At 68.4% G+C, this 23,248-nt stretch carries 21 protein-coding genes; 14 read left to right on the top strand and 7 right to left on the bottom strand.

Annotated features, from left to right (window positions below):
• The first annotated feature begins 29 nt into the window (after positions 1 to 29).
• From AC07O4_RS08505 to AC07O4_RS08485, 5 genes are read left to right on the top strand one after another with little or no spacing between them, the layout of a single operon-like run.
• Positions 30 to 1,199 carry a c-type cytochrome gene (locus tag AC07O4_RS08505; RefSeq protein ID WP_495304291.1) on the top strand — a complete coding sequence of 390 codons (1,170 nt, stop codon included), beginning with the start codon at positions 30 to 32 and terminating at the stop codon, positions 1,197 to 1,199.
• The gene (locus AC07O4_RS08500; protein WP_495304290.1) at positions 1,196 to 2,983 is read left to right on the top strand and encodes a cytochrome c oxidase subunit I; all 1,788 of its coding nucleotides are present in this window, start codon (positions 1,196 to 1,198) and stop codon (positions 2,981 to 2,983) included. The genes AC07O4_RS08505 and AC07O4_RS08500 overlap by 4 nt, the downstream gene beginning before the upstream one ends.
• Positions 2,980 to 3,597 carry a cytochrome c oxidase subunit 3 family protein gene (locus AC07O4_RS08495; RefSeq protein ID WP_495304289.1) on the top strand — a complete coding sequence of 206 codons (618 nt, stop codon included), beginning with the start codon at positions 2,980 to 2,982 and terminating at the stop codon, positions 3,595 to 3,597. The genes AC07O4_RS08500 and AC07O4_RS08495 overlap by 4 nt, the downstream gene beginning before the upstream one ends.
• An 11-nt stretch (positions 3,598 to 3,608) precedes the next feature.
• A complete protein-coding gene (locus AC07O4_RS08490; protein ID WP_070063243.1) occupies positions 3,609 to 4,301 on the top strand; it encodes a heme-copper oxidase subunit III family protein in 693 nt (230 codons plus the stop codon).
• Positions 4,302 to 4,312: 11 nt separating this feature from the next.
• Entirely contained in the window at positions 4,313 to 4,636 is a 324-nt protein-coding gene (locus AC07O4_RS08485) for a cytochrome C oxidase subunit IV family protein (RefSeq protein ID WP_062479625.1), read from the top strand.
• A 12-nt stretch (positions 4,637 to 4,648) separates the two neighbouring features.
• Here AC07O4_RS08485 and AC07O4_RS08480 read toward each other — a convergent pair whose 3' ends face one another.
• From AC07O4_RS08480 to AC07O4_RS08465, 4 genes are all read right to left on the bottom strand, one after another.
• Complete coding sequence (locus tag AC07O4_RS08480; RefSeq protein ID WP_070063242.1) at positions 4,649 to 6,274, bottom strand: MFS transporter; 1,626 nt, start codon at positions 6,272 to 6,274, stop codon at positions 4,649 to 4,651.
• A 30-nt stretch (positions 6,275 to 6,304) separates the two neighbouring features.
• A complete protein-coding gene (locus AC07O4_RS08475) occupies positions 6,305 to 7,075 on the bottom strand; it encodes an amino acid ABC transporter permease (protein WP_495304288.1) in 771 nt (256 codons plus the stop codon).
• Between the two features lie 89 nt (positions 7,076 to 7,164).
• Positions 7,165 to 7,923 (bottom strand): basic amino acid ABC transporter substrate-binding protein, encoded by a 759-nt coding sequence (locus tag AC07O4_RS08470; RefSeq protein WP_062479619.1) that lies wholly within the window; start codon positions 7,921 to 7,923, stop codon positions 7,165 to 7,167.
• Between the two features lie 80 nt (positions 7,924 to 8,003).
• Positions 8,004 to 8,726 (bottom strand): hypothetical protein, encoded by a 723-nt coding sequence (locus AC07O4_RS08465; protein WP_495304287.1) that lies wholly within the window; start codon positions 8,724 to 8,726, stop codon positions 8,004 to 8,006.
• A gap of 200 nt (positions 8,727 to 8,926) precedes the next feature.
• Here AC07O4_RS08465 and AC07O4_RS08460 point away from each other — a divergent pair, with 200 nt between their 5' ends.
• The 4 genes from AC07O4_RS08460 to AC07O4_RS08445 all read left to right on the top strand — a co-directional run bounded on the left by AC07O4_RS08460 (position 8,927) and on the right by AC07O4_RS08445 (position 10,949).
• Entirely contained in the window at positions 8,927 to 9,550 is a 624-nt protein-coding gene (locus AC07O4_RS08460; protein ID WP_495304286.1) for a hypothetical protein, read from the top strand.
• A gap of 13 nt (positions 9,551 to 9,563) precedes the next feature.
• On the top strand, positions 9,564 to 10,106 hold the full coding sequence (locus AC07O4_RS08455; protein WP_070063237.1) for a GTP-binding protein: 543 nt from the start codon (positions 9,564 to 9,566) through the stop codon (positions 10,104 to 10,106).
• Entirely contained in the window at positions 10,103 to 10,492 is a 390-nt protein-coding gene (locus tag AC07O4_RS08450) for a roadblock/LC7 domain-containing protein (protein ID WP_495304285.1), read from the top strand. Before AC07O4_RS08455 ends, AC07O4_RS08450 begins: the two co-directional genes overlap by 4 nt.
• Before the next feature lie 97 nt (positions 10,493 to 10,589).
• Positions 10,590 to 10,949, top strand: a complete 360-nt coding sequence (locus tag AC07O4_RS08445) for a hypothetical protein (RefSeq protein WP_062478225.1) — start codon at positions 10,590 to 10,592, stop codon at positions 10,947 to 10,949.
• Between the two features lie 83 nt (positions 10,950 to 11,032).
• On the opposite strand, the gene AC07O4_RS08440 is transcribed toward AC07O4_RS08445, so the two are convergent.
• Positions 11,033 to 11,509 carry an Lrp/AsnC family transcriptional regulator gene (locus AC07O4_RS08440; protein WP_062478228.1) on the bottom strand — a complete coding sequence of 159 codons (477 nt, stop codon included), beginning with the start codon at positions 11,507 to 11,509 and terminating at the stop codon, positions 11,033 to 11,035.
• 178 nt (positions 11,510 to 11,687) lie between these two features.
• Here AC07O4_RS08440 and AC07O4_RS08435 point away from each other — a divergent pair, with 178 nt between their 5' ends.
• The 5 genes from AC07O4_RS08435 (at position 11,688) to AC07O4_RS08415 (ending at position 21,359) form a co-directional block, all read left to right on the top strand.
• A complete protein-coding gene (locus AC07O4_RS08435; protein WP_495304284.1) occupies positions 11,688 to 15,299 on the top strand; it encodes an indolepyruvate ferredoxin oxidoreductase family protein in 3,612 nt (1,203 codons plus the stop codon).
• Between the two features lie 258 nt (positions 15,300 to 15,557).
• Positions 15,558 to 15,893, top strand: coding sequence for a preprotein translocase subunit YajC (yajC, locus tag AC07O4_RS08430; RefSeq protein ID WP_062478234.1), 336 nt, complete (start codon positions 15,558 to 15,560; stop codon positions 15,891 to 15,893).
• A gap of 89 nt (positions 15,894 to 15,982) precedes the next feature.
• Complete coding sequence (secD, locus tag AC07O4_RS08425; RefSeq protein ID WP_495304283.1) at positions 15,983 to 17,866, top strand: protein translocase subunit SecD; 1,884 nt, start codon at positions 15,983 to 15,985, stop codon at positions 17,864 to 17,866.
• Positions 17,867 to 17,884: 18 nt separating this feature from the next.
• Positions 17,885 to 18,847, top strand: coding sequence for a protein translocase subunit SecF (gene secF / locus AC07O4_RS08420; RefSeq protein WP_062478240.1), 963 nt, complete (start codon positions 17,885 to 17,887; stop codon positions 18,845 to 18,847).
• Between the two features lie 112 nt (positions 18,848 to 18,959).
• Positions 18,960 to 21,359: a DUF1631 family protein gene (locus AC07O4_RS08415; RefSeq protein ID WP_159274113.1), complete on the top strand. Its 2,400-nt coding sequence runs from the start codon at positions 18,960 to 18,962 to the stop codon at positions 21,357 to 21,359.
• Positions 21,360 to 21,418: 59 nt separating this feature from the next.
• On the opposite strand, the gene AC07O4_RS08410 is transcribed toward AC07O4_RS08415, so the two are convergent.
• The gene (locus AC07O4_RS08410) at positions 21,419 to 21,955 is read right to left on the bottom strand and encodes a Smg family protein (RefSeq protein WP_139700756.1); all 537 of its coding nucleotides are present in this window, start codon (positions 21,953 to 21,955) and stop codon (positions 21,419 to 21,421) included.
• Positions 21,956 to 22,103: 148 nt separating this feature from the next.
• On the bottom strand, positions 22,104 to 23,246 hold the full coding sequence (gene dprA, locus AC07O4_RS08405; RefSeq protein ID WP_495304282.1) for a DNA-processing protein DprA: 1,143 nt from the start codon (positions 23,244 to 23,246) through the stop codon (positions 22,104 to 22,106).
• Positions 23,247 to 23,248 lie beyond the last annotated feature (2 nt).

The following is a 23,248-nucleotide window of genomic DNA, read 5'->3' as shown; positions in this document are numbered from 1 at the left end:
CACGATGGCCACCCCAGGGAGCGCAGCACATGACCATCGCCGTCGTCCTGTTGCTCATCGTGGTGGCCTCGGTGGCGTTCCACGCCGTCAACCCGTGGTGGACGACGCCGCTGGCCTCCAACTGGCAGCGCATGGACGACACGCTGACCATCACGCTGCTCATCACGGGCCTGTTCTTCGTCGTCATCAACCTGTTCCTCGCCTACACCGTGGTGCGCTTTCGCCACCGCGAGGGGCGCCGCGTGGCGCCGCATGCGCCCGAGAGCCGCACGCTGGAGCGCTGGCTCATCGGCGGCACCACCGTCGGCATCATGGCGCTGCTGGCGCCTGGCCTCGTGGTGTACGCGAACTACGTGCGCACGCCGCATGACGCGCGCGTGCTCGAGGTGCTGGGCCAGCAGTGGCAGTGGCGCTTTCGCCTGCCGGGCGCGGACGGCAAGCTGGGCGCGACCGATGCGCGCTTCGTCAGCGCCGCCAACCCCTTCGGGCTCGACCCAGCCGACGCGGCGGGGCGGGACGACCTGCTGGTTCCCGGCGACGAGGTGCACCTGCCGATCGGCCAGCCGGTGCTGGTGCTGATGCGCTCCCACGACGTGCTGCACGACTTCTTCGTGCCGCCCATCCGCGCCCGCATGAACATCGTGCCGGGGCAGGTGAGCCGCTTCTGGTTCACGCCGACCGTCGCGGGCCGCTATGAGGCGCTGTGCGCGCAGCTGTGCGGCGTGGGCCATCCGAACATGCGCGGCTTCGTGGTGGTGGAGGACGCGGCGGCCTACGAGGCCTGGCGCACGGCGCTGCCGACCTTCGGCGCGATGCAGTTGGCGCAAGCGGCCAAGGCGGCGCAGGCTGCCCAGGCACCGGCCGGCGGTGGCGGCCGCGTCGACCAGGGCCGCGCGCTGGCCGATGCCAAGGGCTGCGTGGCCTGCCACACCATCGACGGCAGCACACGCGTGGGGCCGACCTGGAAGGGCCTGTACGGCAAGAACGAGTCGATGGCCGACGGCACCACCGCGCTGGTCGACGAGGCCTACCTGCGCAGCTTCATCCGCGACCCGCAGGCGCGCCACGTGAAGGGCTTCCCGCCGGTGATGCCGAAGATCGACCTGAGCGACGAGGAATTGGCCGCGCTGGTGGCCTACATCCAGAGTCTGGGCAGCCCGCCGGCGCAGGCTGCCACCGAACAGAAGGCCGCGCGATGACTTCTTCTGCGCTCACTCAAGACGACGAGCACGACGACGCCGGCCACCCGGCGCCGCAGGGCTTCCTGCGCCGCTACGTCTGGAGCCAGGACCACAAGGTGATCGCCGTGCAGTACGCCTGCACCGCCATCGCGGTGGGCGTGGTCGGGCTCGTGCTGTCCAACCTCATGCGGCTGCAGCTGGGCTTTCCGGGCCAGTTCGAGTTCATCAACGCCGAGCGCTACTACCAGTTCGTGACCATGCACGGGATGATCATGGTGATCTACCTGCTCACGGCGCTGTTCCTCGGCGGCTTCGGCAACTACCTGATCCCGCTCATGGTGGGGGCGCGCGACATGGTGTTCCCCTACCTCAACATGCTGAGCTTCTGGGTCTACCTGCTGTCGGTGGTGGTGCTGATGGCCAGCTTCTTCGTCGCGGGCGGCCCCACGGGCGCGGGCTGGACGCTGTACCCGCCGCAGTCGATCCTGCCGGGCACGCCGGGCCACGGCGGCGGCATCGTGCTGATGCTGGTGTCGCTGCTGATCTTCATCGTGGCCACCACCATGGGCGGGCTGAACTACGCGACCACCGTGCTGCAGGCGCGCTGCCGGGGCATGACGCTGCTGCGCATGCCGCTCACGGTGTGGGGCATCTTCGTGGCCACGGTGCTGGCGCTGCTGGGCTTTCCGGCGCTGTTCGTCAGCGGCGTGATGCTGCTGCTGGACCGCACGGTGGGCACCAGCTTCTTCATGCCGGCGCTGGTGTCGATGGGGCAGCTGTCGGGCCACAAGGGCGGCAGCCCGCTGCTGTTCCAGCACCTGTTCTGGTTCTTCGGCCACCCCGAGGTCTACATCGTGGCGCTGCCGGCCTTCGGCATCGTGTCGGACCTGATCAGCGTGCACGCGCGCAAGCGAATCTTCGGCTACCGCACGATGGTGTGGGCCATCGTGGCCATCGGCGGGCTCAGCGTGGTGGTGTGGGCGCACCACATGTTCGTGAGCGGCATGAACCCGTACTTCGGCTTCTTCTTCGCCACCACCACGCTGGTCATCGCGGTGCCCACGGCGATCAAGGTCTACAACTGGCTGCTCACGCTGTGGCGCGGCGACATCCACCTGTCGGTGCCGATGCTGTTCGCGCTGGCCTTCGTGTGCACCTTCGTCATCGGCGGGCTCACGGGCCTCTTCCTGGGCAACGTGAGCGTGGACATCCCGCTGTCGGGCACCTACTTCGTGGTGGCGCACTTCCACATGGTGATGGGCGTGGCGCCGCTCTTGGTGGTGTTCGGCGGCATCTACCACTGGTTCCCCAAGATCACCGGACGCATGCTGGACGACCGGATCGGGCGGCTGCATTTCTGGATCACCTTCCTGGGCACCTACGCGATCTATTTCCCGATGCACTACCTCGGTGTGCTGGGCATGCCGCGGCGTTACTACAACTTCGACGGCTACAAGTTCATTCCGCCGTCGGCCTTCAGCCTGAACGAATTCATCACCGTGGTGGCGCTGGTGGTCGGCGCGGCGCAGCTGCTCTTCATCGTCAACCTGGCCTGGAGCACCTGGCGTGGCCGGCCGGCCGGCGCCAACCCGTGGCGCGCCGCCTCGCTCGAATGGCAGACGCCCGAGACGCCGCCCGGCCACGGCAACTGGGGGCCGCGGCTGCCCGTGGCCTACCGCTGGGCCTACGCCTACGGCGTGCCGGGCGCGGCGGAAGACTTCATCGCGCAGAACGCACCGCCGCAGGCGAGCGACGACAAGGACGACGTGCCGGTGAGCGGCGCGCGCGGAGCACCGGCATGAACGCGGACGCCGCCCTGCGCCTGCGCGGCCTGCCCCGCGACGTGCGGCTGCGCGACGCGCACGCGAGCGCGGCGGGCATCGGCCTGTGGGTCTTCATGGGCGTGGTCACCGCGCTGTTCTCCCTGTTCACCGTCGCCTACGTGATGCGCATGAGCAGCGGCGATGCGGTCGCGCTCGCGCTGCCGTGGCAGCTGTGGCTCAGCTCGGCGCTGCTGGTGGCGGGCAGCGTGGCGCTGGAAGCCGCTTCGCGCCGCGTGGACCCGGCGCGCATGCGTCGCCTGCTGCTGGCCGGCGGCCTGTGCGCGGTGGGCTTTCTCGGCGTGCAGCTGTGGGCCTGGGCCGCGATGGCGCAGGCGCAGGTGCTGCCGGCGGGCAACCCGTCGGGCAGCTTCTTCTACCTGCTGACCGCCATGCACGGGCTGCATCTGGCGGGCGGCCTGGTCGGGTGGGCGATGGCGGCGCGTGTCGCGTGGGCCGACCCCGCCCGGGCCGGATGGCGCATCGCGCTGTGCGCGCGCTACTGGCACTTCATGCTGGCCGTGTGGCTGGCGCTGTTCGCGCTGCTGGGGTGGGTGACGCCGGAGGTGGCGCGCGTCCTCTGCGGCACGGCGTGAGGAGGCTTCGCATGAACTCCAGCACCGCAACCCTCACCGGCTCCGCCGTCGCCACGAGCGGCTGGCGCGGGCTGGTGGCCGACTGGTCGTCCGACCGCCAGGCCTTCCACGTCTCGTGGGGCAAGGCCATGATGTGGATCTTCCTGCTGAGCGACATCTTCATCTTCAGCTGCTTCCTCACGGGCTACATGACGGTGCGTGTCTCGACCACCGTGGCCTGGCCCAATCCGAGCGAGGTGTTCGCGCTGCACGTGGGCGGGGCCGACGTGCCGCTCCTGCTGATCGCGATCATGACCTTCGTGCTCATCAGCAGCAGCGGCACGATGGCGATGGCGGTCAACTTCGCCTACCGCGGCGACCGCGTGAACGCCGCCACGCTGATGCTCGTGACCGCCACCTTCGGCGAGCTCTTCGTGGGCATGCAGGCCTTCGAGTGGTCCAAGCTGATCCTCGAGGAAGGCGTGCGGCCCTGGGGCAACCCGATGGGCGCGGCGCAGTTCGGCGCGGCCTTCTTCATGATCACGGGCTTCCACGGGCTGCACGTGTCGGCCGGCGTGGTGCTGCTGTTCGCGGTGGCCTTCAAGCTCATTCGCGGCGACTACGACAAGGCCGGCAACTACCAGGTGGTCGAGATCGTGGGCCTGTACTGGCACTTCGTCGACCTGGTGTGGGTCTTCATCTTCGCGCTGTTCTATCTCTGGTGAGGACCATCATCATGAACACCACCCACGCCACCACCGGCCAGCAGCACCCGATCGGCCTGTACCTGAAGATCTGGGGGCTCCTGTTCGTGCTCAGCGCGATGTCGTACATGGTCGACTACTTCCATGTGCAGAGCTACCTGCGCTGGGGCCTGATCATCGTCTTCATGCTGCTGAAGGCCGGGCTCATCGTCGCGGTCTTCATGCACATGGCGTGGGAGCGGATGGCGCTGGTCTACGCGATCCTGCTGCCGCCGCTGTGCCTTTTGGTGCTGGTCGGGCTGATGGCGGCGGAGGCCGACCACACCTTCCTCGCACGGCTGGCGTTCTTCCGCTGACGGCGCTGCGGCTCAGCGCCGCACCACGAAGCGCGTGATCACCGGCGGCGACTCGCCCAGGTGGAAGGCCAGCCGGCGTTCGCGCAGTGCCATGTCGGCGGCGGTGGCGCGGTTGAAGCGGCGCAGGTGGTCGGTCCACGACTCGTCGACGATCTGCTCCACGTAGCGTTCGGGCTGCGCGATGTCGTGCAGCAGCTCCCAGCCGATGGCGCCCTGGCCCAGGCGCGCGCGCCGGGTCTGCTGCATCACGAGGTGGAAGGCGGCGGCGCGCGACGGGTCGATGAGGTACTCGACCGTGATCACCACGCGACCGTCTTCCTGCGGCGCCTCGGCCGGCGGGCCGGCGGCCCAGCCGGCCTGGGCCGGGCGCACGTCGTCCTCGCCGCTCACGTCGGTCACCCAGCGCATGGCCGCCAGCATCAGCAGCGTGCCGCTCACGGCGGCGATGGCCAGGCTCAGCTTCAGCGACGTGACGGTGGCCACCTGGCCCCACAGCGCCGCGCCGATCGCGCTCGCGCCCATGATCGCCATCTGGTAGGTCGACATGCCGCGCGCGCGCACCCAGTCGGGCAGCGCCAACTGGGCCGACACCGACAGCGAGTTGGCCACCGTGATCCACGCCATGCCGCCGAAGAACATCGCCGGCACCGCGACCCAGGCGTTGGGCGCCACGGCCATCACGGCCGTGGCGGCCGACTGCAGCATGGCGCCGCGCAGCACCAGCTGGTCGCGCCCGAGCGCCTGGCGCAGCCGTGGCAGAAAGAGCACCGCGATGATCGCGCCCGTGCCCATGGCGGCCAGCAGCAGCGTGAAGGTGCCGGCGCCGCCGCCCTGGAGGTTGCGTGCCAGGAGCGGCAGCAGCGCCAGCAGCGCCGTCGAATGGAAGAAGAACAGCGACACGCGCGTGAGCACCGCGCGCATGCGCTGCGACTGGCGCACGAACTGCACGCCCACGCGCATCGCGCTGATGAGCTTCTCGCGCCCCAGCGGGTTGGGCGTGTGCTCGCGGCGCCAGCGCAGCACCACGAAGCCCGAGGCCACCGACAGCACCGCGTTGAGCGCGAACACCCACACGCTGCCCGCGCTCGCGATCAGCATGCCGGCCGTGAGCGGGCCGACGATGCGCGAGGCGTTCATGGCGATGCCGTTCAGGCCCAGGGCCGCCGGCAGTTGTTGGCGCGGCACCAGCTCGGGCACGATGGCCGAGAACACCGGCCAGCGCAGCGCCAGCCCGATGCCGTTGGCGAAGGTGAGCGCCAGCAGCAGCGGCGCGGTCATCACGTCGAGCGCGATGGCGGCGCACAGCACCACGGCGGTGCCGGCCAGCCAGAACTGCGTGGCCACCAGCCAGCGCCGGCGATCGAGGATGTCGGCCAGCGCGCCGCTCGGAAGGCCGAGCAGGAACACCGGCAGGGTGGAGGCCGACTGCACCAGCGCGACCCAGATCGGCGAGGTGGTCAGCGAGGTCATCATCCACGCCGCCGCCACATCGTTCATCCACATGCAGATGTTGGCGATGAGCCAGGTGCTCCACAGCATGCGGAACACGGGGAGCTTCAGGGGCTCGAGCGCCGCGAGGTTCGAGGGCTGCGGCCGGGCCGGCGGGAGGGGTGTCTCTTCGGGGGATATGGGCGGCATGTCGCGCTATTGTGGCGCGAGGCGGCGCGCCTAGCCCCGGTCGCTGCGGGCGAGACGGTGTTCCAGCCGGCGCAGCAGCGTGGTCAGCACCAGCGTCATCACCCAGTACACCACCGAGATCGCCAGGTACGGCTCCCAGTAGCGCGCATAGGCGCCGGCCACGGTGCGCGCGGCGTAGGCCAGCTCGGCCAGGCCGATGGCCGACACCAGCGAGGTGTCCTTGAGCAGCGCGATCGCGTTGTTGCCCAGCGGCGGCAGCATGCGGCGGAACGCCTGCGGCAGCACCACGTAGCGCATCACCTGCGCCGGGCTCAGGCCCAGCGAGCGGCCGGCATCGAACTGCCCGCGCGAGATCGACTGGATGCCGGCGCGGAACACTTCGGAGATGTAGGCCGCCGAGTTCAGCGTGAGCGCGACCACGCCGGAGATGAGGGCGCCGTGCTCCTGCTTGAGCGTGCGCGCCAGCTCGCCGTCGATCAGGATGCCCGTGCTCGGGTGGATGAACACCGGCATCACCGCGAAGTGGATGAGCAGGATCTGCACGAACAGCGGCGTGCCCCGGAAGAAGCTCACATACACCGTGGCGGGCCAGCGCAGGAACACGCGCGTAAGCCAGGTCCACGGCGCATGGCGCGCCTGCGCCAGCCGCGCCAGCGCCAGGCACAGGCCCCAGCTGGCGCCCAGCAGCACGCAGACCACGGTCATGCGCAGCGTCATCCAGGCGCCCTGCCAGAACAGGTCCTTGTATTCCACGAGGATGTCCCAGCGGAACCATCCGAAAAGCAGGATCGGTTGTTCCATCCTTAGCTCCTCCAACTTTCTCTCAATCAATCAACGGAAAACGAAACGGCCGCTGGAAGGCGGCCGTATTCAATGCCATGCCGTGCGGCTCAGCGCACGTTCGGGTCCTTGTTGAACCACTTCTTGTAGATCGTCACGTAGCTGCCGTCGGCGCGGATGGCCGCCAGGCCGGCCGACAGCTTGTCCAGCAGCGCCTTGTCGCCCTTCTTCACGACGATGCCGAAGCCTTCTTCGGGGAAGGACTTGTCGTCCAGCGTCTTCAGCTCGGGGTGCTGCGCCACGCGGTAGGCGATCACGCCGTTGTCGCCCATGGCGGCATCGACGCCGCCGCCGGCCAGCTCGGAAATGATGAGCGGCGTGCTCTCGAAGCGGCGGATGTTGGGGCTGGTCTTGCCGAACTCGCGCGAGGCGATGTCGTCGGCGGTGGAGGCGCTGACCACGGCGATCTTCTTGCCCGTGAGGTCCTTCAGCGAGGCCACGGTGCTGTTCTTCGGCAGCGCGATCAGCTGGCGGGCCGCAAAGTACGGCGGCGTGAAGTCGTAGCTCTGCTTGCGCTTCTCGTTGATGGTGACGCCCGAGATCACGAGGTCCACGTCGCCGTTGTTCAGCGCGCCGAAGATGCCGGTGAAGGGCGTGTTGACGATCTTGATCTTCAGGCCCTGCTGCTTGGCGATGGCGTTGATGATGTCGATGTCGAAGCCGACGATCTGCTTGTCCTTGTTCTCGAAGGCAAACGGCGCGTAGGTGGCGCTGGAGGCCACGGTGAGTTCGCGGTTCTGGGCCTGGGCACCGAAGGCGAGCGTGGCGGCAGCGAGGCCGAGGGCCAGGGCACGGCGTAGAGAGTTCATTCGGGGTCCTTGTGTCTTGCCGCCCGGCGGGAAGCGGTGGGCGAGCATTTTAGGCGGTCGCTATCGGGCCCCCTTGCCGCCTACCGGGCGAACAGGAAGTAGAGCGCGACGGCCACCACGGCCACGACAGCGATCACCTTGCCCGCGCGGGGCGAGCCGGAGGCGCCAGTGGAACTCCACGTCACGCTATGGGTGCGCACGGTCTTCGTGCGCCCGCCGCTGCTGCGTTCCGTGCGGACGAGCGCATCGGCCACGACCTGCCGGCCTTCCGGCGAGACCGCGGACATCGGCGTGGCGAGCATCTGCAACTGCGCAGGCGTCAGCACGCCGGTGCGCACGGCCCAGGCGAGCGTGGCGGCCGGCGAGGCGGGCGCCGCCCATTCGGGCTCCTGTGCGGGCAGCAGGCTGAAGGCCTGTGCGTGCTGCGCAGGATCGATCAACTGCAGCGCCTGCAGTTGATCGAGGGCGCTCTCGGTCACGCCGTCTTCCAGGCGGTTCGCCATGAGGCTGATCTCGAGCAGCACCCAGGCCGGCGCCTGGCCGCTGACCATGGCCACCGCATTCGCCACGGTGCGGTGCGCCTCGTCTTGCGCGCCGGGGGCGGCACGGTCGCGCAAGCCGGGCAGCGCCTCTGGCGCCACGATGCCCTTGGCGGCCGCCCAGCCCAGCGCTTCGCTCGGGGTGCGCAGCGGCGTGTTGGGCAGGTCGGGGTGCGCGAGCGCCTGCGCGTGTTCCGCGTCGGTCAGCAGGCCCAGGGTGTGCAGGTGCGACAGGGCCCGTGGGCCAGCTTCTTCGGAATTCATGGGCCCCAGTGTCCCAGAGGTCTCGCGAAGGGCCGCGCCGCCGGCCCGGCGCTCCCAGCGTGTGCGTTACTTCTCGGTGCGCGTCCAAATTTGGGCATCGACTCGATACACAACGCATCAATTAGTTAACACATATAACAATAAGGAACTATTAAGAACAATTGCTCAGGGAAGAAGGTATGCCATTGGTTTTGGGCGTCATGGGGCTCCCTCAGGTCGAGGTCGAGCTCCTGCGGATCATCGTTCGCCTCAGCTCCAATCTCCGGTCGTTGTGGACGGTCAGCGAGTCGCAGCCCTGCGACCTGTTGCTGGTGGACGGCGATGCGCCGGCCGCCGAGCGGCAGACGCCGTCCGCGCGCTTCGTGGTGCCGATGGTGGCGCGCGGCGAGGCCGTGGCCGCCGCGCCCGCGCGCCGCACGCTGGCACGTCCCATCTATGCGGAAGAGCTGGTCGCGCTGCTCAACCAGGTCGCGCCCAGCGGGGCCTCGGGCGACGCGGCGCGCGCCATGGTGCGCTCGATCCGTGCACGCGCTTCGCTCATCCGCTGGCCCTCGCAGGTGACCCTGCAGCGCCACCCGATCTACGTGCGGCTGGCGGCGGCCTTGTCGAAGAGCGCGCAGTCGGCCGAAAGCCTCAGCGTGCTGGGCCGCATCGACGTGCAGGAGTGCAGCACCTTCCTCGGCCTGCTGGAGGAAGAAGGCGCGCTGACCTGGTCGGAGGAAGCCCGCGCGCCGCGCCCCTCGGGGGCCAGTGCCGGTGGCGAAGCCGCGCAGCACAAGCGGGGCCTGCTCTCGCGCATCCGCCGACGCCTCGGGCTGGCCTGAGCAGGGCGCTGGCATGAGGGACTTCAAGCTCGTCTTCACGGGCCCGATGGGCGTGGGCAAGACCACGGCCATCGCGGCCATCAGCGAGACCGCGCCGATCGCCACCGAGGTCGCCAACGCCGACACCTCGGTCGCCAAGGCCACCACCACGGTGGGGCTCGACTTCGGCCAGGTCACGCTGGACAACGGCGACCGGCTGCGCCTGTACGGCACGCCGGGCCAGAGCCGCTTCGACTTCATGTGGAAGATCCTGGTGCGCGATGCGCTGGGCCTGGCGATCCTGCTGGACAACAGCCGGCCCGACCCGATGGCCGACCTGGCCCAGTACCTGGACGGCTTCGCCGGCGCGCTCGAGCGCATGCCCTGTGCCGTGGGCGTGAGCCGCCTGCCGTCGCACCCCACACCCACGCTCGACGACTATGCGCAGGCGCTGGCGGCGCGAGGGCTGGTGCTGCCGCTGCTGGCGGTCGACCCGCGCCGCAAGGACGACGTGGTCGCGCTGATCGAGACGCTGCTGATGCAGATCGAAGTGCTCGACGAGGAGGCCGCGCCATGAAGATTCCCCACGCCCTGAAGCTGCGCGCCGCGGTCGAGGCCCGCCGCGTGCTCGACGAAGTGAGCGGCGTCGCCTCGGTGGTGGTGGCCACGCCCGACGGCTTCGAGATCGCCAGCGTCGCCCGGCGCGACGTCGAGCCTGCGCGCATCGCCGCCATGGCCAGCTCGATCGCCGCCATCGGCGCCGTGGTGTCGCAGGAGGCGCGCCTGGGTCGCTGCACCTGCATCACGGTCGCGACCGACAACGGCTTTGCGCTCGTCAGCCCGGTGCACAGCGGCGAGACCTCGCTGGTGGTGAACGTCATCGCCGACGCCGACGCGGTGCTCGCGCAGGCGATGTACCGCACGGCGGCCTGCGTGCGGGCGCTCGAGGCGCCGCAGCCCTAGGTTTCATCCACGAATTCACGGGCGAAGACGGATTGGCATGCGACGTCTCCACCCTCTTTTTTCATTCGCATGAATTTCACTCACAGGACTTACTGACATGGCCTCGATCCAGACCAGCCTCGACACCCTCCTGACCGCCGACGGCGCCCTGTGCGCTGCCGTGGTCGATTCCGCCAGCGGCATGATGCTGGGCGCCGCCGGCTCCGGCGTGGACCTCGAAGTGGCCGCCGCCGGCAACACCGAAGTGATGCGCGCCAAGCTCAAGACGATGCGCGCGCTGGGCCTGAGCGACACCATCGAAGACATCCTCATCACGCTGGGCAAGCAGTACCACCTGCTGCGCCCGATGGCGCAGAAGGAAGGCGTGTTCATCTATTTCGTGCTCGACAAGGCGAAGTCGAACCTGGCGCTGGCGCGCCGCAAGCTGCAGGACGTCGAGAAGGACATCACCTTCTAACCAGATAGAAGGTGCACCGCCCTCGGGCGGATGGTCGGGCCGGCTCCCTCGCGGGAGGCGGCCCTTTTCTTTTTTTGGGGCGGTTACTTCGCCAGGTGCCCCAGCGGCAGCGCGCTGTTGGCCTTCACCTCGCCCAGCGAGAAGCTGGTGTGCAGGTCTTTCACGTTCGGCAGGTTCATGAGGTTCTGCCGCGCGAAGGCCGAGAAACCGTTCAGGTCCTGCGCCACCACCTGCAGCTCGAAGGTGCCGGTGCCGCTGATGTAGTGGCAGGCCACCACCTCGGGCATCTTGCGGATCGCGTCCTCGAGCTTGCGCGTGGCCTCGTGGGTGACGCGCTCGGTGTCCACGCGCACGAAGGCGAGCACGCCCAGTCCGATCTTGTGGCGGTCGATCTCGGCGCGGTAGCCCTTGATGAAGCCGGCGTCTTCCAGCGCGCGCACGCGGCGCCAGCAGGGCGCCGCCGACAGGCCCACGCGCTGCGCCAATTCGGCGTTCGTGAGGCGGCCATCGGTCTGCAGTTCTTGCAGGATAGCGAGGTCGAACTTGTCAATGCTTTCCATAGGGGTGGATGTTAAGCAAGATTCTTTCTGAAAGTCGTTTTTTCGAGGCAAAAAACGCAAACACCTGTCGCAGACCCCGGCATACACTTTGCGTCACCATGGGCTTGCGCCCTACCGGGCACAGACCCACACCCCTCAGCCAGGCCCACAAAGCCCTGCCAATACGGAGACAGAGAACATGAACGCCCCGCTGCCCGAGCACATTCGCCGCGCGCTAGAAACCGTCACGCTCGACGACAAATACAGCCTCGATTACGGGCGCGCCTTCATGAGCGGCGTGCAGGCCCTGGTCAAGCTGCCGATGCTGCAGCGCCTGCGCGACAAGCAGGTCGGCAAGAACACCGCCGGCTTCATCAGCGGCTACCGCGGCTCCCCGCTCGGCGGCTACGACCAGGCGCTGTGGAAGGCCAGCAAGTTCCTCAAGGAACAGAACATCGTCTTCCAGCCCGGCGTGAACGAAGAGCTCGCGGCCACGGCGCTGTGGGGCACGCAGCAGCTGGGCTTTTCGCCCCAGGGCACCAACAAGTTCGACGGCGTCTTCGGCATCTGGTACGGCAAGGGCCCGGGCGTGGACCGCTGCTCCGACGTCTTCAAGCACGCCAACATGGCCGGCACCACCGCCTGGGGCGGCGTGATCGCGGTGGCCGGCGACGACCACATCTCCAAGAGCAGCACGGCCGCGCACCAGAGCGACCACATCTTCAAGGCCTGCGGCACGCCGGTGTTCTTCCCGGCCAACGTGCAGGAAATCCTGGACCTGGGCATCCACGCCTTCGCGCTGAGCCGCTTCTCGGGCGTGTGGTCGGGCATGAAGACGATCCAGGAGATCGTCGAGTCCAGCGCCACGGCCATGATCGACCCCGAGCGCGTCGACATCGTCATCCCGACCGACTTCGAGATGCCGCCCGGCGGCCTGCACATCCGCTGGCCCGACCATGCGCTGGAGCAGGAAGCCCGGCTCATGCACTACAAGTGGTACGCCGCGCTGGCCTACATCCGCGCCAACCGCCTGAACCACAACGTGATCGAAGGCCCGAACGACCGCTTCGGCATCATGGCCAGCGGCAAGGCCTACAACGACACGCGCCAGGCGCTCATCGACCTGGGCCTGGACGACGCGGCCTGCCGCCAGCTGGGCATCCGCCTGCACAAGGTGGGCGTGGTGTGGCCGCTCGAAGCGCAGCTCACGCGCGAATTCGCCACCGGCCTGCAGGAAATCCTGGTGGTCGAGGAGAAGCGCCAGGTCATCGAATACCAGCTCAAGGAAGAGCTCTACAACTGGCGCTCCGACGTGCGCCCCAACGTGGTCGGCAAGTTCGACGAAGGCGCCAGCTCCACGGACGACGGCTACTCCGGCGGCGAATGGTCGATGCCCAACCCGACCTCGCACACGCTGCTGCGCGCCAACGCCGACCTGAACCCGGCCCTCATCGCCAAGGCCATCGCCGCGCGCCTGAAGAAGACGGGCCTGCTGGCCGCCGCCGGCGCCGACATGGCCGCGCGCATCGACGCGCAACTGGCCATCCTGGAGGCCAAGGAGCGCGCGATGGTGGTGCAGCAGGCCTCCACCAGCGTGGCCGACGCCACGCGCCAGCCCTGGTTCTGCTCGGGCTGCCCGCACAACACCAGCACCGTCGTGCCCGAAGGCTCGCGCGCGATGGGCGGCATCGGCTGCCACTTCATGGCGACCTGGATGGACCGCTCCACCATCGGCTTCACGCAGATGGGCGGCGAGGGCGTGCCATGGGTGGGCCAGCAGCCCTTCACGACCGACCAGCACATCTTCGCCAACCTGGGCGACGGCACGTACTTCCACAGCGGCCTGCTCGCCATTCGCCAGAGCATCGCGGCGGGCGTGAACATCACCTACAAGATCCTCTACAACGACGCGGTCGCCATGACCGGCGGCCAGACCGTGGGCGAGCGCCCCGAGGGCCATTCGGTGCTGCAGATCGCAGAAAGCCTGCATGCCGAAGGCACGAAGAAGGTCGTCATCGTCACCGACGAGCCCGAGAAGTACGAGGGCGTGAACATCCCCGGCGACCACGTGCAGGTGAAGCACCGCGACCTGCTGGACGACGTGCAGCGCGAGTTCCGCGCCATGGCCGGCACCACGGCCATCATCTACGACCAGACCTGCGCGACCGAGAAGCGCCGCCGCCGCAAGCGCGGCACGGCCGTCGATCCGGCCAAGCGCGTGGTCATCAACGAACTGGTCTGCGAAGGCTGCGGCGACTGCAGCGTGCAGAGCAACTGCCTCTCGGTGGAGCCGCTGGAAACCGAGTTCGGCCGCAAGCGCACCATCAACCAGAGCAGCTGCAACAAGGACATGAGCTGCCTGAAGGGCTTCTGCCCGAGCTTCGTCACCGTCGAGGGCGGCCAGCTCAAGAAGAAGGGCAAGAACAAGGCGGCCACGCCGGCCGAGTTCGGCCTGCTGGCCGAGCCCGCCATTCCGTCGCTCGCGGGTGGCAAGGTCTGGGGCGTGGTGGTGGCGGGCGTCGGCGGCACCGGCGTGATCACCATCGGCCAGCTGCTGGGCATGGCCGCGCACATCGAGGCCAAGGGCATCGTCACGCAGGACGCGGCGGGCCTGGCGCAAAAGGGCGGCGCCACCTGGAGCCACGTGCTCATCGGCGACACGCAGGACGACATCCGCACCACCCGCGTGGGCACCGCGGCGGCCGACCTGATCCTGGCCTGCGACCCGCTGGTCACGATCAACGCCGAGACCATGGCGCGCATGCGCGAAGGGCGCACGCACGTGGCGCTCAACAGCCACAGCGCGCCCACGGCCGCCTTCGTGCGCAACGCCAACTGGCAGAACCCCGAAGACGCCTGCGCCGCTGAAATTGCACGCGCCGTGGGCATCGACGGCCTGGGCGCCTTCGACGCCGATGCCGCCGCCACCGCGCTGATGGGCGACACCATCTACGTCAACCCGATGATCCTGGGCTACGCCTGGCAAAAGGGCTGGGTGCCGCTGGCGCACGAGTCGCTGATGCGCGCCATCGAGCTGAACGCCGTGGCCGTCGAGAACAACAAGACCGCCTTCGAGTGGGGCCGCCAGGCCGCCGTGCGTCCGGACGAGCTGCAAAAGCGCGTGCGCCCGGGCCAGGTCATCGAGTTCAAGAAGCGCGAGACGGTCGAGGCCCTGGTGGCGCGTCGCGCAGAGTTCCTGGCCGGCTACCAGAACGCCGCCTACGCCGAGGAATACAAGGCCTTCGTCGGCCGCGTGCAGCAGGTCGAGTCGGCCGTCGGCAAGAGCACGGGACTGGCCGAAACGGTGGCGCGCTACCTGTTCAAGCTCATGGCCTACAAGGACGAGTACGAAGTCGCCCGCCTGCACACCGACCGCACGTTCCTGGACCGCGTCGAGGGCATGTTCGAAGGCGACTACAAGCTCAACTACCACCTAGCGCCGCCGCTGCTTGCAAAGAAGAACACCAAGGGCCAGCTGCAGAAGCAGAAGTTCGGCCCCTGGATGCTCACGGGCTTCCGCTTCCTGGCGAAGCTCAAGGGCCTGCGCGGCACGGCGCTCGATGTCTTCGGCCGCACCGAGGAACGCAAGACCGAGCGCGCCCTCATCGGCGAGTACCGCGCCAGCATCGAGGAAGTGCTCAAGGGCCTGCGCGCCGACAACCACGCGCTGGCGCTGGAGATCGCGGCGCTGCCGGAGCAGATCCGCGGCTACGGCCACGTGAAGGAGCGCAACCTCGCGGCGGCCCGCACCCGCTGGACCGAGCTGATGGGCAAGTGGCGCCACCCGCAGGCGCAGCGCGCAGCGGCCTGATCCGCCAGGCCCGTTTCCCCTGACAAAGAGCGCCCTTGCGGCGCTCTTTGCTATTTAAACGATAGCTGAAAGCCCTCGGGGGTGCGCCGGATAAGGGCGCGAAACGGCCATCTGCGCCGAATACAATGCCCGACTGCGCGCGGCCTCCCCCGCCGAGCCTTTGACTTGCGGCCCGCATCCCTCGTGGGCGCGGAACCGCGGGCCCGGCCCGCGCATCTGAAGTCTTTTTCTTCTCTCTTCCCTCTGCTGGAGACTCTCTTGTTCATTTCCTCTGCTTTCGCTCAAACCGCGCCCGCAGCCGCCGGTGGTGGCGACATGTTGTCTTCGCTGGGCAGCATGCTGCCGCTGGTGCTGATGTTCGTGGTGCTGTATTTCGTCATGATCCGCCCGCAAATGAAGCGCCAGAAAGAGGCCCGCGCCATGATCGAAGCCCTGGCCAAGGGTGACGAAGTCGCCACGGCCGGCGGCGTGCTCGGCAAGATCACCTCGCTGAACGACCAGTACCTCGGCCTGGAAATCGCCAACGGCGTGGAGATCAAGATCCAGCGCAGCGCGGTGGTCCAGGTGCTGCCCAAGGGCGCCGTCAAGCAATAAAAGCGTGAGCTGAACCTTGCGCTCCAGGGCGCAGGGCCCCAAGTCACGCCGTGTTCCATTTCTGAAACGCTTGTGAAAAGCGCCTTCTCATGAACCGTTACCCGGTCTGGAAGTACACGATCATCGTGATCGTGCTGCTCGTGGGGCTCATCTACGCCCTGCCCAATTTCTTCGGCGAGGCACCCGCGGTGCAGGTGTCCGCGGCCAAGACGACCGTCAAGGTCGATGCCGCCACCCAGACCCGGGTCGAGGAGGCGCTGAAAGCCGCCGGCCTGACGCCCGACCTGGTGACGCTGGACGCCGGCTCGCTGCGCGTCCGCTTCACCACCACCGACGACCAGCTCAAGGCGCGCGACGTCGTGCAGCGCGCCCTGGTGCCCGACGCCAGCGACCCGCCCTACACGGTGGCGCTGAACCTGCTGTCGCGTTCGCCCAAGTGGCTCACGTCGCTGCATGCGTTCCCGATGTACCTGGGCCTGGACCTGCGCGGCGGCGTCGACTTCCTGCTGCAGGTCGACATGAAGGGCGCCATCGACAAGAAGGCCGAATCGTTCGCGAGCGACCTGCGCACCACCTTCCGCGACAAGAGCATCCGCGGCACCCAGGTCAGCCGCAACGGCCAGACCGTCGAGGTGACGTTCCGCGACGCGGCCTCACTGGAGACCGCCAAGCGCCTGATCGTGGACCAGTTCCCCGACCTCAGCACCACCGACACGCAAGACGGCACCAACTGGCGCCTGACCGCCACCATCAAGCCCGAGGCGGCCCGCCGCCTGCAGGACGCCGCGCTCAAGCAGAACATCACGACCCTGCACAACCGGATCAACGAACTCGGCGTGGCCGAGCCGGTGATCCAGCAGCAGGGCCTGGACCGCATCGTCGTGCAGCTGCCCGGCGTGCAGGACACGGCCAAGGCCAAGGAAATCCTGGGCCGCACCGCCACGCTCGAAATGCGCATGGTCGACGAAAGCGCCGAAGGCCGCGCGGCCGAGCTGAGCGGCGCGCCCGTGCCCTTCGGCTCCGAGAAATTCCTCGACCGCGGTGGCCGCCCGGTGATCGTGAAGAAGCAGGTGCTCGTCACCGGCGAGAACCTCACGGACGCCCAGCCCGGCTTCGACCAGCAGAGCAACCAGCCCAAGGTCGACCTGACCATGGACGCCAAGGGCGGTCGCATCATGCGCGACGTCAGCCGCGAGAACTACAAGAAGCGCATGGCCATGCTGATCTTCGAGAAGGGCAAGGGCGAAGTGCTCACGGCCCCGTCGATCAACGGCGAACTGGGCAACCGCTTCCAGGTTTCGGGCTCGATGACGGTGGCCGAAGCCAGCGACCTGGCTCTGCTGCTGCGCGCCGGCTCGCTGGCCGCGCCCATGGAGATCATCCAGGAGCGCACGATCGGCCCGACGCTCGGCGCCGACAACATCGAAAAAGGCTTCAAGAGCGTGATGTACGGCTTCCTGGCCATCATGGTCTTCATGTGTGCCTACTACGCGCTGTTCGGCCTGTTCTCGTCGATCGCGCTGGCCGTGAACCTGATGCTGCTGGTCGCCATTCTCTCGATGCTGCAGGCCACGCTCACGCTGCCCGGCATCGCGGCCATGGCGCTGGCCATCGGCGTGGCCATCGACTCCAACGTGCTGATCAACGAACGCGTGCGTGAAGAGCTGCGCAACGGCGCCTCGCCGCAGGCCGCCATCCACGCGGGCTACGACCGCGCCTGGGGCACGATTCTCGACTCCAACGTGACCACGCTGATCGCGGGCATTGCGCTCTTGGCCTTCGGCTCGGGCCCGGTGCGCGGCTTCGCGGTGGTGCACTGCATCGGCATCGTCACCTCGATGTTCTCCGCCGTGTTCTTCTCGCGTGGCCTCGTGAACTTCTGGTACGGCCAGAAGAAGAAGCTCAAGTCTGTGTCGATCGGCACCGTCTGGCGGCCCAAGACCGACGGCACGGCCGTGGTCGACACCAAGTAACGGCCGAGGACCATCGCCATGGAATTCTTCCGCATCCACAAGACCATCCCGTTCATGCGCCATGCCCTGGTGCTGAACATCATCTCCTTCGCAACCTTTGCGCTGGCGCTGTTCTTCCTGTTCCACCGCGGGCTGCACCTGTCGGTGGAGTTCACCGGCGGCACGGTGATGGAAGTGGCCTACGAGCAATCGGCCGACATCGGCAAGGTGCGCGAGGCCGTCACCAAGCTCGGCTATCCCGAAGTGCAGGTGCAGAACTACGGCACCTCGCGCGACGTGCAGATCCGCCTGCCCACCCAGAAGGGCATGAGCTCCGACCAGCAGAGCGCGCAGGTCATGCAGGCGCTGAAGTCGGTCGACCCGTCGGCCACGCAGCGCGGCATCGAGGTCGTCGGGCCGCAGGTCGGCGACGAGCTGACCTCCAACGGCATCAAGGCGCTGGCCATGGTGGTGATCGGCATCATGATCTACCTGGCGTTCCGCTTCGAATGGAAGTTCGCGCTGTCCACCGTGCTGGCCAACCTGCACGACGTGGTGATCATCCTGGGCTTCTTCGCCTTCTTCCAGTGGGAGTTCTCGCTGGCGGTGCTGGCGGCCGTGCTCGCGGTGCTGGGCTACTCGGTGAACGAGTCGGTCGTGATCTTCGACCGCGTGCGCGAGAACTTCCGTCGTTACCGCAAGATGACGACCACCGAAGTCATCGACAACGCGATCACCTCGACCATCAGCCGCACGATCATCACCCACGGCTCCACGCAGCTCGTGGTGCTGTCGATGTTCTTCTTCGGCGGCCCCACGCTGCATTACTTTGCGCTGGCGCTGACCATCGGCATCTGCTTCGGCATCTACTCGTCGTGCTTCGTGGCCGCCGCGATCGCGATGTGGCTGGGCGTGAAGCGCGAGGACCTGATCAAGGGGCCGCCGGTCAAGCGCGACGGCGATTCCGGCGGCGACGACCCGAACGCCGGCGCCGTCGTCTGAGGGATACTTCGGCGCCAGCTTCGCGTCACCCGCACTTGTGCGGTGGCGCATCCCGATGCAAGCTCGGGGCTGTCGCCGATGAACCGTTCTCTCCGGCCTTTCCGATCCATCAATGAGCACTGCGCGGTCCGCTTCTTCCCTGCAGCTCGCACGCGAGGCGCGTGAGCGTTTCGTGGCGGCCACGGAAGGTGCGATCGCTCCGCTGGCCCAGGCCATTCGCGACCGGCTGACCGCGGTGGCCTCCGATGTCGGCAGCGCGCGCACCATGCAGGAAAGCCGCGACGACCTCGTGGCGTTCCAGGGCCATGCCTCGCAGTGGGTGTCGCTGGCGCAGACCGGCTGGCGCAAGGCGTTGGGCGCGGGCCCGGCGAGCGGCACCTCGTCGGCCCCCGCGGCGCTGCGGCTGGAGCTCATCGGCGACGAGGTGGTCGAGAGCAACATCCTCGCCTCGCGCCTCGCACAGACCATCCACGACAAGGCCAGCTTCGAACTCAGCGATCTGCGCCTGCGCATCCAGCACCTCGAAGGCACGCACGAGCTCGATGCCCGGGACGTGCTCAAGCCCGAAACGCTGGCCAAGCTGCTGGTGGAACAGTGGCTGGCCGCCGGCCTGAGCCGCGAGGCCTGGGGCCGCGTGCAGGGCACGGCGCAGCAGGCGCTGGCGGACGTGGTCGTGAAGGCCTACGAAAGCGCCAACGCCTTCCTGATCGCGCAGGGCGTGATGCCCGAAATCGACCTCAAGAGCTTCGTGCGTCGCACGGGTGATTCGGGCGGCGGCCCGTCGTCCATGGGCATGCCGGTGTCGTCGAGCATGCCGATGGGGCAGGGCTCGCCGGCAGGTGCGGCCGTGCCGCACGGCCAGCAGCAGCCATCGCAGCCGCAGCGTCCGGGCTTCGCTTTCCAGGCCTCGCATGCGGCGTCCGTGCCGTCGTCGGGGCCGGCTTCCAGTTCGATGATGGGCAGCTCGCCGCTCGCCTTCGCGCGGCAGCGCGCACAGACCGCGCTGCTGAGCCTCAAGCGCTTTGTCGCCGCGCGCATCGGCGGCGAGGCCGGGGCCTCGCAACCGGGCGGGGGCACGACCGGCACCGGCGGCGGCGTGGCCGCGCCCCGCGTGTTTTCACGCACCTTTGCCGGCGCCATCGCCGATGCCGAGGTCGCCTACCGCATGGCGGCCACGCAGTACATCGATGGCGGCGGCGAACAGGCCACGCTGATCCAGCAGACCGCCGTCGACCTGCGCCGGCGCACCGCCGAACTCAAGAAGCGCGCGCCCACCACGGCCGACAAGGCCACGGTCGAGATCGTGGCGCTGATGTTCCAGGCCATCCTCGCGGAAGAGCGCATTCCGTTCTCCGCGCGCGTGTGGTTCGCGCGGCTGCAGATGCCCGTGCTGCGCGTGGCCATCGCCGAGCCCGAGTTCTTCGGCACCCTGCAGCACCCCGCGCGCATGCTGATCGACCGCATGGGTTCCTGCGTGATGGGCTTCGACGCCGCCGCCATCACCGGCAGCGCGCTCGAGAACGAGATCAAGCGCGTGGTGCAGGTGATCGAGCAGTACCCCGAGACCGGCCAGCGCGTGTTCAAGCTGGTGTTCGACGAGTTCGTCGCTTTTCTCAGCCGCTATCTCACGCAGAGCGACGCCACGCAGCGCGTCATGAGCGTGGCGCAGCAGGTCGAGCAGAAGGAGACGATGGCGATCCAGTACACCATCGAGTTGCGCAAGATGCTCAACGACATGCCGGTGCGCGACGAGATCCGCGAGTTCCTGTTCAAGGTCTGGGCCGAGGTGCTGGCCATTGCCGCGCTGCGCTACGGCGCACAGGGCGAGCACACCGTGATGCTCAAGCGCGTGGCCTCCGAGCTGGTCTGGGCCGCGAGCGCCAAGCCCAACCGCGCCGACCGCGCCCGCGTCATTCAAGACCTGCCGCAGCTGCTGCAGCGCCTGCGCCAGGGCATGGACCTGCTGGGCATCGTCGGCGAGCCGCAGGAAGGCCACATCAAGACCATCGGCGCCACGCTCACCGACGCCTTCATGTCGAAGACCGAGGCCATTCCCCAGGCCAAGATCGAGGCCATGGCCGAGCGGCTGGCGCACCTGGAAGACTTCGTGACCGACGACGGCAGCGCCTCCAGCCTGCCGCTGGACGCGCAGAGCATCGAACTGCTGCTCGGCGTGGACGCGACGGCCATCGAGGTCATTTCCGACACCGCCGGCGTCAAGGTGGCCGAGGACATGCTCGCATGGACCCACGAGCTGCAGGTCGGCAACTGGTTCATGCTGGACCACAACGACCGCGTGACCCAGGTCCAGTTCGTCTGGCGCAGCGACCGCAAGCAGCTGCACCTGTTCGCCTCGGCCGACGGTCGCAGCTTCCTCATCCAGGCTGGGCGCTTGGCGATGTACCTGCAGGCTGGCCTGCTGGTGCCGGCCGAGGAAGAAACGCTCACGGCACGTGCGACGCGCGAGGCGCTGGCGAAGCTCGATGCGAATCCCGAGCGGCTGCTGAACTAGTCAGCCGCGCGGCGGTTCTCGTCTGTTCCGGGGAGGGCTTGAACTGCCTGGGGGCGAGTTCAGTGCGCCGTACGGCCTTCGCGGCTTTCGCAGAGTTCATCGAGCACCAGCGCATCGGGCTCGATGCCGGTGCTCCAGTGCACCATCAGCACGATGATCTTGAGTTCGTCCAATGCCACCGGGTCGCCCGGGGCGGCCATCGCGCGCTCGACGACGATCTCGCGCAGGCCACAGGGCAGCACGTTCGAAAGTTCGAGAAAACGGATGAAGCCGAGGCATTCGGCGCCGAGGTGTTCCTGCTCCGACGGCGAGTACACGCGCATCGACTGGCTCGACTGGGGCAGCGCCGCATCGGGCGCGCCGCCCAGCGTGACGCGGGCAGTGGTGATGGCGTTGTCGTCATCGCCTTCACTGGCCTGGTGTTCAAACTGCAGGCCTTGCGTGGCAAGGCTCAGGCCGTCGAGCCACTGCAGGGCGTCGCGTATTTCGTCCGCCTCGAAGCCGTGCGCACTGAGCTTGCGGCCCAGCTGTTCGGGTTCGGGGCAGGCATCGCCGCGCCAGTAGTTTTCATACACAAACACGAGCACTTCGAACATGGGCCCAATATAGCCCAGGAAACCGTTGCTCGCCCCCAGTCTTCGCGCACTTCGTGTCGCTGCGCCAACCCCCTACCGGGGGCAACACCAGCGGCCCGGCAAAGCCGGTTCCGCGGTGTTCCACGAAAAAGCGGGCGCGGACCGGGCGTCAGCCGACGGCGGCTCTTTGAAACAGGCCGCCGGGCAGCCGCGAGACATGCCCGTCGAGCTCAAGCTCGAGCATCTTCGCCTGCAGCTGGGCCGCGCTCCAGCCGGTGCGTGCGCTCAGCGCATCGAGGCTCACCGGGTCGAAGCCGAGGGCATCGAGCAGCGGGTGTTCCGGGGGCGGCGAAGGCGTGTCGTCGGTCCGCGTGCGAGCGGCCGGCGCCAGCGGTGGCAGTTCTTCGAGGATGTCGCTCACCGACTCGACCAGCTTCGCGCCTTGGCGGATCAGCGCATGGCAGCCGCGCGATTGCGGCGAGTGGATCGAACCCGGGATCGCGAACACTTCCTTGCCCTGCTCCGACGTGAGGCGCGCGGTGATGAGCGAGCCCGATGCCAGCGCCGCCTCGACCACCAGCGTGCCGCGCGCCAGGCCCGCGATGAGGCGGTTGCGCTTGGGAAAGTTCTGCGTGAGCGGCGGCGTGCCCAACGGCAGCTCGCTCACGATCAGCCCCTGCAGCGTGATGCGGTGCGCCAGGTCGCGGTGCCGCGCGGGGTACACGCGGTCCAGGCCGGTGCCGACCACCGCCACCGTGGCGAGCACCGGAGCGTCGCCGGCCGCGTCGAGCGCGCCCAGGTGCGCCGCGCCGTCGATGCCGAGCGCCAGCCCCGACACCACGGGCAGGCCCGCTTCACCCAGCGCCCGTGCGAAGGCGCGCGCATGGCTGGCGCCCTGCGGCGTCGGGTTGCGGCTGCCGACCACGGCAAGGCTGCGGCCGAGTTGCGTGAGGTCGAAGGCAGCGGCACCGAGCACATAGAGCATCAGCGGCGGGTCGACCATCTCGAGCAGCGAACTCGGGTAGCCGGTGTCGCCGAGCGTCACGACGCGGCGCGTGATGGCGGCGCCGGTGGGGTCGTCCGCGGGGTGCAGCCATTGCCAGGTCTGGTCGACCTGCGCCTGCAGGCCGGAGGGCGGCTGCTTGAGCGCGGCGGCCTGGGCGGTGCTGACGACTTCGCACAGCGTTGCCTCCGGCTGCGCGAAGATCGCGTCGGGCAGCCCGAAGGCCGCGAGCAGGCGGCGTGCGGCGCCGTCGCCGACGCCTGGTGTCAGTGAAAGTCGCAGCCAGCCTGCGAGTTCTGCGCGTTCCAAAC

The sequence above is a fragment of the Variovorax sp. GW821-FHT09D04 genome, assembly GCF_059416405.1.
The sequence above is the reverse complement of the archived record's forward strand: the minus strand, read 5'-3'. Positions and strand labels throughout refer to the sequence as shown.